The following is a 16798-nucleotide window of genomic DNA, read 5'->3' on the forward strand; positions in this document are numbered from 1 at the left end:
TCGCGGCTTTCGGCGTATTATAGCGGCTGCGTCAGGCAATCGTGACCGGCTGAAACCAGCTTTTGCTCCTGTTGCAACCGCAGGTTTTTGCTATTCTGCTGGCCGGTCAATGCCGAGGAGCGGACGGCAGAACGGCCGGTCAGGACAAGGAGGAGTCGAATGCTGAAAGAGTTTCAGGAATTCATTTCCAGGGGCAATGTGATGGACCTGGCCGTCGCCGTCATCATTGGCGCTGCCTTCGGCAAGATCGTCACCTCGCTGGTCGACGACATCATCATGCCTATTGTTGGCGCGATCTTCGGAGGACTGGACTTCAACAACTACTTCATACCCCTGTCTTCCGCGGTGAATGCAACCTCACTGGCCGATGCGAAGAAACAGGGCGCTGTCTTCGCCTATGGCAGCTTCATCACCGTGGCGCTGAACTTCCTTATCCTCGCTTTCATCATCTTCCTGATGATCAAAGCGGTGAACAATCTGCGCCAGCGGCTGGAGCGCGAAAAACCGGCTGCCCCGGCCGCTCCGCCGCCAGCCGACGTCGCGCTGCTCACCGAAATTCGCGATCTCCTCGCCAGAAAATAGCACTTGCGAGAACCTCTCTGGACCAAAACCCTGGTCGCTTGCGGCCGGGGTTTTCTGTTTTCGCCCGCCCTGAAACACGCTAGCAGTCGAGCAAACGAAAACGGACCTATCCATGACCTTGATCGATACCTTGCGCGCCGAGGCTCGGGCGGCGCCTGAAAGCGGCATTGTCGCCGTCATGAACCGTGGCCGCGGCCGCGACGGCATGATCCCGCTCTGGGCCGGCGAGGGTGACCTGCCGACGCCCGCCTTCATCACCGATGCCGCCGCCAAGGCACTCGCCGGCGGCGAAACCTTCTATACCTGGCAGAGAGGCATTCCCGAACTCAGGCAGGCGCTCGCCCGCTACTACACCAGGCATTTCGGCAAGACTTTCGCCAACGAAGAATTCATCGTCACCGGCTCCGGCATGCATGCCATCCAGCTGGCCATCGACGCGGTGGCCGGCAAGGGCGACGAACTCGTCTACCTGTCGCCGGCATGGCCGAACTTCGCCGCCGCCGCCGGGGTAGCCGGCGCCGTGCCAGTCGCGGTGACGCTCGATCAGTCGGGCAATGGCTGGTCCTGCGATGTCGACAAGATCGCAGCGGCGATCACGCCACGGACCAAGGCGCTGTTCGTCAACACGCCGTCCAACCCGACCGGCTGGACTGCCGACAAGGAAACGTTGCAGGCGATCCTCGATCTTGCCCGCCAAAGGGGTCTGTGGATTATCGCCGACGAGATCTACTCGCTGTTTCATTACGGCCACGGCCGCGCGCCGTCGTTCATCGACATCATGGCCGATGAGGACCGCATTCTGTTCGTCAATTCTTTTTCCAAGAACTGGGCGATGACCGGCTGGCGCATCGGCTGGATCAAGATCCATCCCACCTTGCAGCAGGTGTTCGAAAACCTGGTCCAGTATTCGACTTCCGGCGTTGCCCAGTTCATGCAGCGCGGGGCCGTCGTTGCGCTGGATGAGGGCGATGCCTTCATCGTCGAGCAGGTGGAGCGGGCGAGGGCGGCGCGCGACCTGGTCTGCGGTATTCTTGCCGAAACCGGCCGGGCGCGCTTCACCGTGCCGCAGGGCGCATTCTATCTGTTCTTCGCGGTCGACGGCGTCACCGATTCCCGCGCCGCCGCCTTCGACATGGTCGACCGCGCCAATGTCGGCCTGGCCCCCGGCACCGCCTTCGGCCCCGGCGGCGAAGCCTTCCTCAGGCTGTGCTTCCACCGCCGCCTCGACCAGCTCGAAGAAGCCGCGCACCGGCTGGCGAAATGGATGACGAGTGTGTGAGCTGCCTCAAAGCCTGAGTAGAGTTTCAAACGGGCTTCACCCGCCCGACTTCGGCACCAGCAACGGAATGACGCGGTCGCTCTTGGCTACTGAAGGCCGGCCGGCCGAACCGTAGGGAATCCCCAACGCGTCCCATGTCTCGACCAGCGCGTCCTGCAGGGAGGCAATCAGCGCGTCCGAATGGAACGGTGTAGGCGTGATGCGCAGCCGCTCGGTGCCGCGCGGCACTGTCGGGTAGTTGATCGGCTGGATATAGATGCCGTGCACACCGAGCAAGCGGTCGCTGGCCATCTTGCAGAGCTCGGGATCGCCGACCAGAAGCGGCACGATGTGGGTAGGCGATTCCATCACCGGCAGGCCGGCTGCGGCCAGCACTTGCTTGGTCCGTGTCGCCTGACGCAGCTGTGCGTCGCGCTCGGCCTGCGAACGCTTGAGATGGCGGATCGAGGTGGTTGCCGCTGCAGCGATCGCTGGCGGCAACGCCGTGGTGAAGATGAAGCCCGGCGCATAGGAGCGCACCGCGTCGATCACCGCAGTGTTGCCGGCGATGTAGCCGCCAAGCGTGCCGAACGCCTTGGCCAGCGTGCCCTCGATGATGTCGATGCGGTCGGCCAGCCCTTCGCGCTCGGTGATGCCGCCGCCGCGCGGCCCGTACATGCCGACGGCGTGGACCTCGTCGATGTAGGTCATGGCGTTGTAACGCTCGGCGAGTTCGACGATCTGCTTGATCGGCGCGATGTCGCCGTCCATCGAATAGACGCTCTCGAAGACGATCAGCTTGGCGCGCTCGCGGCCGGCCGTCTGCAGCAGGGTTTCGAGATGTGCCACGTCATTATGGCGGAAGATCTTCTTCTCGGCGCCCGAGCGCCGCACGCCCTCGATCATCGAAGCGTGGTTGAGTTCGTCCGAGATGATCAAGCAATTGGGAAGCAGCTTTGCAATGGTCGAGATCGACGCCTCGTTTGAAACGAAGCCGGAGGTGAAAACCAGTGCCGCTTCCTTGTCGTGCAGGTCGGCAAGCTCCAGTTCGAGCTCGACCAGCGGGTTGCTGGTGCCGGAGATGTTGCGGGTGCCGCCGGCGCCCGACCCCATCTTGCCTGCCGCCTTCTGGAACGCGGCAATGACGTCGGGATGCTGGCCCATGCCGAGATAATCGTTGGAGCACCAGACGGTGATTTCCTCGGCGCGGCCATTGGCGCGCCAGATGGCGCGCGGGAATTTCCCGACGATACGCTCAAGGTCGGCGAAGACGCGGTAGCGACGCTCTGCATGGAGCTGGTCGATCGCTTCCTCGAAAAACCGCTGGTAGTTCATGTCGCCTTCCCAATTTTGCGCGCGATCATAGTCATTGGCCCATTCATCGTCCACTTGGCCTTTTTGGTCAAAATGCCACGCCCCGAGCCTGTTCCTAACGACCACGGAACGTGGCCTATTCCCTTGATGTGGATCAATCTTGTTTCAGGACAATGCCACGCGCCGATGAGACCGGTTACCGCAGGTTCTAATGGCTCGGCGGCAGGTTTTCCAGTAAGGCGACGATTGAGACAGTTCCGACAAATCATGAATAGCGAGGATGCGGATGACGGTTTTGGTGACAGGCGGGGCCGGCTATATCGGTAGCCATATGGTCTGGGAATTGCTGGACACGGGTGACAGCGTCGTCGTCCTCGACCGGCTTTCCACCGGCTTTGAATGGGCAGTGGCTCCGGAAGCAAAGCTCGTTGTCGGCGATGTCGCCGACAGGGAACTGGTTGCCTCGATCATCCGCGACAATAAGGTCGACGCGATCATCCATTTCGCCGGCTCGATCGTGGTCCCCGAATCGGTCGCCGACCCGCTTGCCTATTACGAGAACAACACCTGCAAGACGCGCACCTTGATCGAGACCGCGGTGCGCGAAGGCGTGCCCAATTTCATCTTTTCCTCGACCGCCGCCGTCTATGGCGGCGCCGGCCTGGAACCGGTACGCGAGGATGCCCGGCTTGCGCCGGAATCGCCCTATGGCCTGTCCAAGCTGATGAGCGAATGGATGCTGCGCGATGCGGCGATTGCCCACGGGTTGCGCTATACGGCGCTGCGCTATTTCAACGTCGCCGGCGCCGATCCGAAGGGCCGCACCGGCCAGTCGACGCCCGGTGCCACGCATCTGATCAAGGTCGCCTGCGAGACGGCGCTCGGCAAGCGCCCCTTCATGCAGGTGTTCGGCACCGACTATCCGACGCCGGACGGCACCTGCATGCGCGACTATATCCACGTCAGCGACCTGGCGGCGGCGCATCGGCTGGCGCTGCAGCGGCTGCGTGCCGGCGGATCGAGCCTGGTCGCCAATTGTGGTTACAGCCACGGCTATTCGGTGCTCGAGGTCATCGACAGCGTCCGCCGCGTCTTCGGCCATGATTTCGAGGTACGGATGGGCGATCGCCGCGCCGGCGACGCCGCCGCGGTCGTCGCCAATTCGGAGCTGGCGCGCGGTGAGCTCGGCTGGACCCCGCAGCGCGACAACCTCGACCAGATCGTTGCCGATGCGCTTGCCTGGGAGCGCATCCTGACCAGCAAGAATTCGGCTCTGGGGTGAAGCGGGCTCTCCGCAAAGGTTGGTTCGGCGCGCTGGGGGCGGAATGAAAATCCTGGTACTTGGGGCCGGCGTCGTCGGTACGGCGGCGGCCTATTATCTGGCCAGCGACGGCCATGAGGTGACGGTGATCGAGCGCCATCCGGCGGCAGCACGCGGCACGAGCCGGTCGAATGCCGGCCTGGTGTCGCCCGGAGACGCCACCGCCTGGGCCTCGCCAGCCGCGCTGAAGACGTTCCTGCGCGGCCTCTACAACCACGATCTCGGCATCAAGGTGCGGCTGCGCTTCGATCCGTATTTTTTCGCCTGGAGCCTGCGCTTCCTGCGCCAGTGCACGCATAAGCGCATGCGCGCCAACACCGATGTCAAGCTGCGTCTGGCGCTTTATTCGCGCGACTGCATCAACGCCGTCTCCGCCGAGACCGGCATCCACTATGACGAGCGCAAGAAGGGCATTCTGTATTTCTTCCGCTCGCAGCAGAGCTTTGATACCGGCACCGACAATTACCGCTATCTCGGCGAACACGGCCTGCCGATCGAGATCGTCGGCCGCGACCGGTTGGTCGAGCTCGAGCCGGGCCTCGCCGGCGCCAAGGACAAGATTGCCGGCGGCGTCTATTCGCCGATCGACCAGACCGGCGACTCCAGCCAATTCACGCAGCGCCTCGCTGCCTATGCCGCCGAGAAACTCGGCGTCCAATTCCTCTACGGCACCACGGTCGAAGGCCTCGACATCGACGGCGGCCGCGTGCGCGCCGTGATGACCTCGGCCGGCCCGGTGGCCGGTGACGCGGTGGTCATTTCCATGGGGCCGGAGAGCGGTCTGCTCGGCCGCCGCTACGGCATCGATCTGCCCGTCTATCCGGTGAAGGGCTATACCGTGACTGTTCCGCTGGAAGATGAAAGCAAGGGGCCGATCATGGGCGGCGCCGACGAGGACCGGCTGATCGGCTATTCCAGGCTGGGAAACCGGCTGCGGATGTCCTCGACGGCGGAGTTCACCGGTTTCGACCGCGCGTTCAAGCCACGCGATTTCAACTCGATCCTGAACACCGGCAAAGACTTGTTCCCCGGGGCTTTCGACGAGAGCAAGGCCGAGCTCTGGGCTGGACTTCGCCCGATGATGCCGAACTCCGTGCCGGTCATCGGCCGGGCGCGGTACGACAATCTCTACCTCGACACCGGCCACGGCCATCTCGGCTGGACCATGGCCTGCGGCTCGGGAAAGTTCCTTGCCGACATAGTTGCCGGCCGCAAGCCGGAGATCGATCCGCAGGGATTGCTCTACGTGGGCTAGGCATCTCCGAACATCAGGACGCCATGAGCTCGGCGGTCAGGCTCGTTCGTCGACCGCCGAACGCCAGGAGCGCACGTAACTTGTCCAGACCGGATCGGCCGACGGTTCGGTCCTTTCGCCTCTGCCTTGCGGTGTCCCCTGGTCCGACGCCAGCAAGGCGGCGCCGATGCTGGTACCAGTCGCAGCCTCGGAGGCAATGGCGGCGCGCGCAGTCGCCGCAGCCAGCATGCGGGTGAACAGCCGGTTGCGGGCGAAGGGTCCTTCGACGACGGTGGGACCGTCCGCGCCGATCAGGTCGAGGCAGGTCGCGGTCATCAGCGCCAGGTAGAACGAGATGGCGACAAAGCGCTGGCCGGCGCTCATACCGTCCGCGTTAAACCATGATGCGGTACGATGCGGAAACGGCCCCGAACCCTGTTGCGTGGAAGGCAATAGGGACGTCTTGCGCGCCAGCACCGTAGCAACATCGTCTTCCGTCCAGTTCTCCGATTGGCCCTCGGTCAGCACGGAAAACTCGCGGCCGCCCATGAAGCGCGCCGACGGCACGGGATCGCCGAGTGCGTTGACATTGACCAGCGTGTCGCGTGCCGGATCGAGCGTGACCTTGCTGCCGCCGACCGCCATCGACACCACCCAGGTGCCGGTCGAGACGACGGAGAAAGGCGGCTTGCTGGATAGGAGATGCGGCAGCAGCGAGGCGTTGGAATCGTGCAGGCCGCAAAACACCGGCGTTTGCGGGTCGAGGCCGGTTTGCCGCGCCAGAGCGGGCAGGATCGGGCCCAGGCGGTCCTTGGCCGGCCGCACCGGCGCCATTAGCCGGCGCCATTGCAGCCGGTCGACCAGCGAGGAAAAATCCGCTTTCCACGGGTTCCATAGATCGGTGTGGCAGCCGAGCGAAGTCACCTCGCTGGCGGCGACGCCGGTCAGGCGCAAGGCCCAGTATTGCGGATACATCAGCATAGCGGCGGTTCTGGCGAAATCCGCCGGAAAGCGCTTCTGCTGCCAGAACAGCTGCGCGCCGAGATTGAGGCCGGCCGGCAGGCGCGGCGTGCCGGTTTCGGAGAACGCCGGACGGATCGTGTCGTAGTCCCCGGCAAGGGCATCCGGCCCGTCGAATTCGTAATCGAGCACCGGCAGCGCCAGTTCGCCTGATGCATCGACCAGCACTCCCGTCGCGCCATGGGTGGTGATCGATATCGCATCGATGCGCTGCTCGCGATCGATCTCGGCCAGGCTGCCGAGGATGAACGACCACAGAAGCTCGACGTCATGATGCGGGTACGTCCCTTGCCGAACCGGCTCGTTCGCCACCGTGCGCAGGGCCACTTCGCTCGATGTGGCGAGATCGACCAGCGCCACCTTGGCGTTGGTCTTGCCGATATCGATGACGGCGACGTTGCGGGTCATTCCATATGGAACATTGTTTCCAGCGGCACCGCCACCGGCTCGTTGTTCGGCCTGGTCTCCATGATGTCCGCCATCTCGGCCCACCAACGCTGCATCACCGGATGCTTCGGCAATTCGTCCATCCCGTGGTCATCGCGTCGCCACAGCACGCCGAACAGGATGTTGGTCTCCTCGTCGAGATGGATCGAATAATCGGAGATACCGGCCTGTTTCAGCAACGCTACGAGTGACGGCCAGATGTCGTCGTGGCGCCTCTTGTATTCGGCCTTCATGCCCGGATTGAGCTTCATCTTGAACGCATATTTTTCGGGCATCAGGCAAAGCGCTCCCGCCGTACGCGCCGCCACAGGATCGGCAGTGCGATGACGATGATCAGCAGCAGGCCGATGAAGATCGACATGACGATCCCCGGCACGTTGAGCAGGCCGAGGCCGAAGGTCACCAGCCCCATGATGAAGGCCGCGAGCACGACGCCCACTATGCTGCCGGCCCCGCCCAGGATGCTGACGCCACCGAGCACCACCATGGTGATGACTTCCAATTCATAGCCTTGCGCGATCGACGGCCGGGTCGAGCCGAGCCGCGAGGTGATCAGCACCGAGGCGATGCCCGCCATCAGGCCGGTCAAGCAAAACAGGATGAATTTGATGCGGCCGACGCGCACCCCGGAAAACTGTGCCGCGACCGGGTTGTTGCCGATGGCAAAGATCCGGCGGCCGAAGCTCGTGCGGTGCAGAAGGAACCAGTAGACAACTGCCGCGATCAGGAACAGCGTCAGTTCGAACGACACCACCCACCAGACATAGCCCTGGCCGAAGAAGGCGAAGCTCGCGGGATAGCCCTTGTAGGCCTGGTCGCCCAGGATGATGAAGGCAATGCCGCGAAACAGGCTCATCGTGCCGATGGTGACGACGATCGACGGCAAGCCGAGCCTGGTGACGAGCACGCCGTTGAAGGCGCCGCAGCCGAGCCCGACGACGAGGCCGATTGCCACAAGCGCCGGAGTGCCGGCGCCGGCCTGCACTGCCATGCCCATCATCGTTGACGCCAGCGCAATGATGGCGGCGACCGACAGGTCGATTTCGCCGGAGATGATCAGCAGCGCCATGGCCAGCGCGATCAGCGCCTTTTCCGTGAAGTTGAAGGTCAGGTCTGAGAGCGACCAAGCGTCGAGGAAATAGGGCGAGGCAAAACTGTTGACGGCGAAGATGGCCACCGCGACGGCGACCAGCAGCGCTTCCCATGAAAAAATCGCCGCAGTGAAAGGCTTGTCGAGCCGGTCGGGAATATGGCGTGGAGCAGGGGTGTCCATCATGCCGCTTCCGCCTTTTTGAGAATGATGCGGCCTTGCCGGCGTTCGCCGCGCGCGTTGAGCACCACGGCCAGGATGATGGCGCTGCCTGAAATCGCCATCTGCCAGAAGGGTGAGATGTTGATCACCGGCAGCGCGTTGGAGATGATGCCGAGGAACAGCGCGCCGAGCACCGCGCCGCCGACCGAACCGATGCCGCCGGCAATCGAAATGCCGCCGATGACGCAGGCCGCGATGATATTGAGCTCATAACCATTCGCGACCTCGACCGAGGCGATGACGTAGCGCGAGATCCACAGATAGCCACAGAGGCCGCCGATCATCCCCGAGATGCAGAAGACGATGAATTTCGTCCGGCCGACATCGATGCCGGCATAGACCGATGCGGTCGGGTTGACGCCGATGGCATAGATCGAGCGGCCGAGCGCGGTGCGCGTCATCACCAGGAAAAACAATGCAATGACCAGTATGGCGATCCAGGACAGAACCGGAATGCCGAGGAAAGCCGCGCGCTGCAGGCCGATGAACTCAGCGCTCATCTGGTCGGCGTTGACCCAGGCGCCGCCTGATATGACGAAGGTAGCGCCGCGGTAGATGGTGAGGGTGCCGAGCGTTACCACGATCGAGGGAATGTTCAGCCGCCATACCAGCAGGCCGTTGATGGCGCCGAGCACCAGGCCGACCAGCAATGCGATGACGATCAGCAGCGGGATCGGGATCGCCGGATGCGCGGCGTTCAGCATTGCCACCACCATGCCGGTGAAGCAGAGATTTGAAGCCATCGACAGGTCGATCGAGCGGGTCAGGATGACGACCATCTGGCCGAGCGCCAGGATCATCAGGATCGACGTGTCGTTGAACACCTGGCGCAGGTTGGCCGGATCGGCAAAACCTGGAAACCGCGTGGAGATCAGCCCGATCAGCACGACGATTGCCGCCAGCAGCCAGACCTCGCGATGTTTGAGAAGAGCCTTCATGCCGCGATCCCCGCTGCCGTCCTGACCAAGGTTTCGGCGTCGAGCCCTTTATTGTCGTAGACCGCGGCAATGCGGCCCTCGCGCATAACGACGACGCGGTCCGACATGCCGAGGATTTCCGGCAATTCGGACGACACCATGATCACCGACAGGCCTTGCGCGACGAGCTCGGCCATGAAGCCGTGCACGGCCGCCTTCGAGCCGATGTCGATGCCCTTGGTCGGCTCGTCCAGGATGATCACCTTAGGCGCGGTCGCCAGCCATTTGGCGATGACGATCTTCTGCTGGTTGCCGCCCGACAGCGTGCCGACGTCCTGGCTGAGCGAGGAGGCGCGCAGATCGAGCCGCTCGGTGTAGGAGCGGGCCAGCGCGAACTCTTCGGCCAGCCGCAATATGCCGGACTTGGATGTCCGTTTGAGCGAGGGCAGCGAGACATTCTGGAAGATCGGCAGGCCGATCACCACGCCTTGCTTGCCGCGCTCCTCCGGCACATAGACGATGCCGGCGTCGATCGAATCCGCCGCCGATTTCGGCGCGATTGCCTTACCCTCCAGCGTGATCGTGCCGCCGCTGGTGCGGGTGATGCCTGATATCGCCTGCATCACCTCGCTGCGCCCGGCGCCGACAAGGCCGTAGAAGCCGAGGATTTCGCCCCTGTGCAGCTCGAAGCCTATGTCGTCGAACTCGGTCGGGTGCGACAGGCCGGAGACGGCCAGCACCGGCGCGCCGATCTCGGCCCTGCGCTGCGGAAAGATGTGATCGACCGAGCGACCGACCATCATGCGCACGATCTGGCTCTGGCCGGCGTCCTTGATCAGGCCTTCGCCGACCATCTCGCCGTCCCGGAACACGGTATAGCGGTCGGCGATGTGGTAGATCTCATCGAATTTGTGGCTGATGAACAGGATCGCCTTGCCGTCGCTTTTGAGGAATTCGATCAGCAGGAAAAGCTCTTCGATCTCCTTCATCGAAAGCGCTGCCGTCGGCTCGTCCATGATGACGATCCGCGCGTCGATGGACATAGCGCGGGCAACCGCGACTAGGTGCTTGTTGGCAATGCCGAGATCCTTCAGTCTGGCGTCGGCGTCGATATGGCCGGCGCCCATCGTGTCGAGCACCTCGCGGGCATTCTTGCGCATGGTGCGCCAGTCGATGGTTTTGAAACGCGTGCGCGGCGCATGGCCGAGGAAGATGTTTTCGGCCACCGTCAGGTCGTCGAACAGCACGGTTTCCTGGTGGATGGCGGTGATGCCATGCCCGAACGCGGCGTGGGCGCTGGGCAGTGTGACCGGCTGGCCGTCGATGCTGATGGTGCCAGCATCCGGCTGGTAGATGCCGGTCATGATCTTGACCAGCGTCGACTTGCCGGCGCCGTTTTCGCCGATCAGCGCGGTTACCTGGCCGGGATAGAGCGACAGGCCGACATTGTGCAGCGCCCGCACGCCGGGAAAGCTTTTCGAGATGCCGGACAGCGTCAGGCGCGGTCCGGATGACAAAGGCGCTTCATGTGCCACTTCGTGCTGGGCTGTCGTGTCCATAATCGTATCAAGCCCTGTAGCAAGGTTCGTTTGAAAGCGCGGCGGAACCTGAGCCCCGCCGCACCGTTTCGAAGGTCCCAGGATCAATAGATCTTGGAGAACTTTTCGATGTTCGACTTGTCGAACTGGAAGGGCGGAGCCATCGCAGCCGAGTTGGTGTCGTCGAGCGTGACCTTGCCGACGCGGCCGATCGACAGCGTAGCACCGGGCTTGGCCTCTTCCTTCTTCACCGCCAGGTCGTGGGCGAGGTAGACGGCGGAGTAGCCGAGATCGATCGGGTTCCACAGCGCAACCGCCTGGCTGGCGCCATTGTCGATGAACTTTTTGAACTCCGACGGCAGCGCCAGGCCGGTGACGTTGACCTTGCCGATCAGGCCTTCATCGGTCACCACCTGCGCGGCGGCAACGACGCCGACCGTGGTCGGTGCGATGATCGCCTTGAGGTTCGGATAGGACTTCAGCAGGCCCTTGGCTTCGTCCGTGCTCTTGGCCGAGTCGTCGTCGCCATAGACGGTGGCGACGAGCTTGATCTTGGGGAACTTCTCCGGCAGCACCTTCTTGGCCGCGTCGATCCAGGCATTCTGGTTGGTCGCGGTTGAAGAAGCCGACAGGATGGCGACATCGCCGCCTTCCGGCAGGTAGTCGGCGGCCAGCTTGATGATGGTCTCGCCGATCAGGTTGGTATCGGAGGGGTTGAGGTGAAGCTGGCGTCCTTCCGGCGCGACGCCTGAATCCCACGAGATGACGGTAATGCCGCGCTGCATCGCCTTCTTCAGCACTGGCACCAGCGCGTCGGCGTCGTTCGCCGAAATGGCGATGGCATTGACCTTCTGGGCGATAAGCGAATTGACCACTTCGATCTGCGCTTCGGCGGTCGCCTTGGTCGGGCCGGTGTAGATGATGTCGACATCGCCGAGCTCCTTGGCCGCCTCTTCGGCGCCCTTGTTGGCGGCGTCGAAGAAGCCGTTGCCGAGCGACTTCACCACCAGCGCGATCTTGACGTTTTCGGCGTAGGCGGCATTCACGAACATGGCGGCGGAGAACGCCGCCGTAACCATCAGTTTCTTCAGAAAGCTCATCGAATATCCTCCCTTGAGCGTTGCATTCCATCGCCGCTGCGGGCGCGAGTGGTTCTCAGGCCTGCAGCGAAGATTCTTCCTTGTTGGTTGCCGTTGTGCGGGCGATGATCAGCGTCACGCCGGCGGTCTCCAGCATCTTGGCTTCGCGATCCTCGATGGCGTCGTCGGTGATCACCGTGGCGATGCGCGACAGGCCGCACAGGATCAGGCTCGAGCGTTTGCGGAACTTCGAGGAATCGACCAGCACCACCAATTCGTCTGCCTGGTCGATCAGTTTCTGCTCGGCCTGGATCAGCAGCGGGTCGCCTTCCATCAGACCGAGCGGCCCCAGCCCTTGCGCGCCCATGAACATGCGGCGCGCGTAGAAATTGCGCGTCACGTCATTGTCGAACGGCGACAGGATGATGTTCTGCTCGCGGTAGATGGTGCCGCCCGACAGCATCACCGTGTTCTTGGAGTGCCTGAGCAAGTGCTCCGCGATCGGGAAGGAATTGGTGAAGATCGGCATGCGGCGGCCGGTCAGGAAATGCACCATCTGGAAGGTGGTGGTGCCGCCATTGATGATGATCGGCTCGCCGTCCTTGCACAGTTCGACGGCTTCCCGCGCGATTGCCCGCTTCTGCGAAGCGTTGATGGTCTCGTTGACGGAAAAGGGCCGGCCGGCCAGGCCGATGAACTGCGGCGGCGAAAGCGCCTCTGCGCCGCCGCGCACCCGGCGCAGCCGTTTTTGCACATGCAATGCCGCGATGTCGCGCCGGATCGTCGCCTCCGACGACTCCGTCAGGTCGACCATCTCCTGCACCGTCACCACAGGCTTTTCCTGGACGGCGGACAGAATGATCCTGTGGCGCTCTTTCTCGTGCATGGTTCCTCCCTGCCGGAGCATCTAGTCACCCAAAGCGCGCAGTGTCAATCATTTCCGATCAGATAATTTCATTGTGCAATGCAATATGACTGATATTGATCGTTTGTGATTGACAAGGCCGCCGCTTGCGTAGAAATTCGTACAAAAGGGACCCGCGCCGTTTGCGTGTCCCAAAGGGAGGATACCTATGCTCGACAAGCGCTCCGGCACGCGCCTCGCCAATCTTTGGGATGACGCAAAAGCGCAAGCAATGAGCGAGCCCGAACGTCTGGTCTACCGCTCGAATGTTCTTGGCTCCGACAAGCGCGTCACCAATTATGGCGGCGGCAACACCTCCTCCAAGATCTGGCAAAACGATCCGCTCACCGGCGAGAGCGTGGAAGTGCTGTGGGTCAAGGGCTCGGGCGGCGACAGCGCCTCGATCAAGCTCGACGGCTTCGCCACGCTCTACATGGACAAATTGCGCGCGCTGAAAGGTCTCTATCGCGGCCTCGAACATGAAGACGAGATGGTCGGCTATCTGCCCCATTGCACCTTCAACCTCAACCCGCGCGCGGCTTCCATCGACACGCCGCTGCATGCCTTCGTGCCGAAGCCTTATGTCGACCATATGCATCCCGATGCCATCATCGCCATTGCCGCCGCCAAGGATTCGCAGGCGCTGACCAAGGAGATCTTCGGCGACACGATCGGCTGGCTGCCATGGAAACGTCCGGGCTTCGAGCTCGGCCTGTGGCTGGAGAAATTCTGCCGCGAAAACCCCGAAGCCAAGGGTGTCGTATTGGCCAGTCATGGCCTGTTCAGCTGGGGCGACACGCCGAAGGAATGCTACGAGACGACGATCTCGGTGATCAACCAGGCGATCGACTGGTTCGAACGCAAGAGCCAGGGCAAGCCGATTTTCGGCGGCGAAGTCGTCAAATCCCTCGATGCGCCTGCGCGTCGCGCCGCGGCCGCAAAACTGATGCCGAGGATCCGTGGCCTGATCTCGGAGAACAGCCACAAGCTGGGCCATTTCGACGATTCCCCTGCCGTGCTCGAATTCGTCAATTCCAGGGATTTGCGGCCGCTGGCGGCACTCGGCACGTCCTGCCCGGACCACTTCCTGCGCACCAAGATCCGGCCGCTGGTCATCGAGTTCGACCCCCAAAATCCCGACGTCGATGCCGTCATTGCCCGTCTTGCCGATGATGTGGCGGAGTATCGCGTCGGCTATCAGGCCTATTATGACCGCCGCAAGCACGCGGATTCGCCACCGGTGCGCGATCCCAACGCCGTCGTCTATCTGATGCCTGGCGTTGGCATGTTCACCTTCGCCGGCGACAAGGCGACGGCGCGCATATCGGGCGAGTTCTACGTCAACGCCATCAACGTCATGCGCGGTGCCTCGACGGTCTCGACCTATGTCGGCCTGCCCGACCAGGAAGCCTTCGACATCGAATACTGGCTGCTCGAAGAGGCAAAGCTGCAGCGCCTGCCGAAACCAAAGGCCCTTGCCGGCCAGATTGCGCTGGTCACCGGTGGCGCCGGCGGCATCGGCCGGGCCACCGCCAACCGGCTGCTGCGCGAAGGCGCGTGCGTCGTGCTGGCCGACATCGACGAAGCAGCCCTTGCCAGCGCCAATGAGGAGCTTGCCAAGGCTTATGGCAAGGATTTCGTGCGGCCCGTCGTCATCAACGTCACGTCCGAGGACCAGGTGATCTCCGGTTTTGCCGAGACGGCGGTCGAATTCGGCGGCATCGATATCCTCGTGTCGAATGCCGGCCTGGCAACCTCGGCGCCGATCGAGGACACCACGCTGGCGCTGTGGAACAAGAACATGGACATCCTGTCGACCGGCTATTTCCTGGTTTCGCGCGAAGCGTTCCGGCTGTTCCGGGCGCAAAACATCGGCGGCAACATCGTCTTCGTCGCTTCCAAGAACGGGCTTGCCGCATCGCCCAACGCCGCCGCCTATTGCACGGCCAAGGCCGCCGAGATCCATCTGGCACGCTGCCTGGCGCTGGAAGGGGCGGAAGCACAGATCAGGGTCAATGTCGTCAATCCCGACGCCGTGCTGCGCGGCTCGAAGATCTGGAGCGGCGAGTGGAAGGAACAGCGCGCCGCCGCCTACAAGATGTCGACCGACGATCTCGAGGAGCATTACCGCTCGCGTTCGATGCTGAAGCGCTCGGTATTCCCAGAGGACATCGCCGAAGCGATCTATTTCTTCGCCTCCGATATGTCGGCAAAATCGACCGGCAACATCATCAACGTCGACGCCGGCAACGCACAGAGTTTTACGCGATAAGCGACCGTCTTTGAGGGGTTGGCGCCGAGGCCGGAACTTTACCTTTCTCCCCGGGGGAGAAGGTGCCGGCAGGCGCGTAAGGGGCAGCGCCAACCGAACGCATTTGGGAGGAACCATGTCCGAAACCATCATCTCCGTCGACCTCGTCGACAAGCATAATGCCGCGCGCAACGCCGACCTCAAGCGCGATTACGACTCTCTCGGCGAGCGCCTCGACCGCCGCGGCATCGCCATCGACGCTGTCAGAGACAAGGTCGAGAAATTCGCGGTCGCCATTCCGTCCTGGGGCGTCGGCACCGGCGGCACCCGCTTTGCCCGTTTTCCAGGCGCTGGCGAGCCGCGCGACATTTTCGACAAGATCGAGGACTGTGCCGTCATCCGGCAACTGACGCAGGCGACGCCGACCGTCTCGCTGCATATTCCCTGGGACAAGGCCGATCCGAACCGGCTGAAGCAGGCGGCATCCCGCTTCGGTCTCGGCTTCGACGCCATCAACTCCAACACCTTCTCCGACGCCAGCGACCAGAAGCTTTCCTATAAATTCGGCTCGCTGTCGCATGCCGATGCAGCAACACGCCGGCAGGCGGTCGAGCACAACCTCGAATGCATCGAGATCGGCAGGACGCTGGGCTCGAAAGCGCTGACGGTGTGGATCGGCGACGGCTCCAACTTCCCCGGCCAGGTCAACTTCGCCAAGGCATTCGAGCGCTATCTCGACGCGATGAAGGAGATCTACGCCGGGCTGCCGGACGACTGGAAGCTGTTCACCGAGCACAAGATGTACGAGCCGGCCTTCTATTCGACCGTCGTGCAGGATTGGGGCACCAACTACATCATCGCCAAAGAGCTTGGCGACAAGGCGTTCTGCCTGGTCGACCTCGGCCATCACGCCCCCAACGTCAATATCGAGATGATCGTGTCGCGGCTGATCCAGTTCAAAAAACTCGGAGGCTTCCACTTCAACGATTCGAAATATGGCGACGACGACCTCGACGCCGGCTCGATCGATCCCTACCGCCTCTTTCTGGTCTTCAACGAACTGGTCGATGCCGAGCTTTCAGGCGCCGAAGGCTTCGATCCGGCCCACATGCTCGACCAGAGCCACAACATCACCGATCCGATCGAAAGCCTGATGCTGTCGGCGATAGAAGTGCAGCGCGCCTATGCGCAGGCGCTGCTGGTCGACCGCAGGGCGCTCGAAGGCTTCCAGGATACCAACGACGCGCTGATGGCGACGCAGACGTTGAAGATAGCCTATCGCACCGATGTCGAGCCGATACTTGCCACGGCACGGCTGAAGACAGGCGGCGCCATCGATCCAGTCGCCGCCTACCGCGCCGCCGGCTACCGGGCGAAGGTTGCAGCGGAACGGCCGGCGGTGGCGAGCGTCGGCGGCGGGATTGTTTGATGCTGGTGAAAATGAAAAACCCGCCTGAGGCGGGTCGTTGGAGCCAAATAGCACCATACCCAAATTAGTAGCATAGCTGCCGGCACAAAGCAAGAACAAAATTGCTTGTCAGCGTTGGATCGTGGCTTCATTTCAGCTTGGGTTCCTCTCCGCCATGAATGGGTGCCATGAATGGTGTCGATAGAAGGTGCA

General features: G+C 62.8%; 14 protein-coding genes. 6 read left to right on the top strand and 8 right to left on the bottom strand.

Annotation, left to right across the window (positions count from 1 at the left end; genetic code table 11):
- The first annotated feature begins 159 nt into the window (after positions 1-159).
- Complete coding sequence (gene mscL / locus NKJ84_RS09180; RefSeq protein WP_352506200.1) at positions 160-582, top strand: large conductance mechanosensitive channel protein MscL; 423 nt, start codon at positions 160-162, stop codon at positions 580-582.
- 112 nt (positions 583-694) lie between these two features.
- Positions 695-1861: a pyridoxal phosphate-dependent aminotransferase gene (locus NKJ84_RS09185; RefSeq protein WP_352506201.1), complete on the top strand. Its 1167-nt coding sequence runs from the start codon at positions 695-697 to the stop codon at positions 1859-1861.
- Between the two features lie 36 nt (positions 1862-1897).
- Here NKJ84_RS09185 and hemA read toward each other — a convergent pair whose 3' ends face one another.
- Positions 1898-3175 (bottom strand): 5-aminolevulinate synthase, encoded by a 1278-nt coding sequence (gene hemA / locus NKJ84_RS09190; protein WP_352506202.1) that lies wholly within the window; start codon positions 3173-3175, stop codon positions 1898-1900.
- Positions 3176-3440: 265 nt separating this feature from the next.
- Between hemA and galE the strand changes: the two genes are divergently transcribed.
- Together galE and NKJ84_RS09200 are read left to right on the top strand one after the other, a co-directional pair.
- Positions 3441-4436: a UDP-glucose 4-epimerase GalE gene (galE, locus tag NKJ84_RS09195; protein WP_352506203.1), complete on the top strand. Its 996-nt coding sequence runs from the start codon at positions 3441-3443 to the stop codon at positions 4434-4436.
- Between the two features lie 43 nt (positions 4437-4479).
- Complete coding sequence (locus NKJ84_RS09200; protein ID WP_352506204.1) at positions 4480-5730, top strand: D-amino acid dehydrogenase; 1251 nt, start codon at positions 4480-4482, stop codon at positions 5728-5730.
- Positions 5731-5766: 36 nt separating this feature from the next.
- On the opposite strand, the gene NKJ84_RS09205 is transcribed toward NKJ84_RS09200, so the two are convergent.
- The 7 genes from NKJ84_RS09205 to NKJ84_RS09235 form a co-directional block, all read right to left on the bottom strand.
- Positions 5767-7137 (bottom strand): FGGY-family carbohydrate kinase, encoded by a 1371-nt coding sequence (locus NKJ84_RS09205; RefSeq protein WP_352506205.1) that lies wholly within the window; start codon positions 7135-7137, stop codon positions 5767-5769.
- On the bottom strand, positions 7134-7451 hold the full coding sequence (gene rhaM, locus NKJ84_RS09210) for an L-rhamnose mutarotase (protein ID WP_352506206.1): 318 nt from the start codon (positions 7449-7451) through the stop codon (positions 7134-7136). Before rhaM ends, NKJ84_RS09205 begins: the two co-directional genes overlap by 4 nt.
- A complete protein-coding gene (locus tag NKJ84_RS09215) occupies positions 7451-8452 on the bottom strand; it encodes an ABC transporter permease (RefSeq protein ID WP_352506207.1) in 1002 nt (333 codons plus the stop codon). The genes rhaM and NKJ84_RS09215 overlap by 1 nt, the downstream gene beginning before the upstream one ends.
- Positions 8449-9426, bottom strand: coding sequence for an ABC transporter permease (locus tag NKJ84_RS09220; protein ID WP_352506208.1), 978 nt, complete (start codon positions 9424-9426; stop codon positions 8449-8451). The genes NKJ84_RS09215 and NKJ84_RS09220 overlap by 4 nt, the downstream gene beginning before the upstream one ends.
- Entirely contained in the window at positions 9423-10964 is a 1542-nt protein-coding gene (locus tag NKJ84_RS09225) for a sugar ABC transporter ATP-binding protein (RefSeq protein WP_352506209.1), read from the bottom strand. Before NKJ84_RS09225 ends, NKJ84_RS09220 begins: the two co-directional genes overlap by 4 nt.
- Before the next feature lie 83 nt (positions 10965-11047).
- Entirely contained in the window at positions 11048-12043 is a 996-nt protein-coding gene (rhaS, locus tag NKJ84_RS09230; RefSeq protein WP_352448664.1) for a rhamnose ABC transporter substrate-binding protein, read from the bottom strand.
- Positions 12044-12098: 55 nt separating this feature from the next.
- Positions 12099-12908, bottom strand: coding sequence for a DeoR/GlpR family DNA-binding transcription regulator (locus NKJ84_RS09235; RefSeq protein WP_352488252.1), 810 nt, complete (start codon positions 12906-12908; stop codon positions 12099-12101).
- A gap of 187 nt (positions 12909-13095) precedes the next feature.
- On the opposite strand from NKJ84_RS09235, the gene NKJ84_RS09240 reads away from it, so the two are divergent.
- Both NKJ84_RS09240 and rhaI read left to right on the top strand, forming a co-directional pair.
- Entirely contained in the window at positions 13096-15198 is a 2103-nt protein-coding gene (locus NKJ84_RS09240; protein WP_352506210.1) for a bifunctional rhamnulose-1-phosphate aldolase/short-chain dehydrogenase, read from the top strand.
- A gap of 115 nt (positions 15199-15313) precedes the next feature.
- Positions 15314-16606, top strand: coding sequence for an L-rhamnose catabolism isomerase (gene rhaI, locus NKJ84_RS09245; RefSeq protein ID WP_352506211.1), 1293 nt, complete (start codon positions 15314-15316; stop codon positions 16604-16606).
- The last annotated feature ends 192 nt before the right edge of the window (positions 16607-16798 follow it).

It is taken from the genome of Mesorhizobium sp. M0048, assembly GCF_040323405.1.
Lineage (GTDB): Bacteria > Pseudomonadota > Alphaproteobacteria > Rhizobiales > Rhizobiaceae > Mesorhizobium.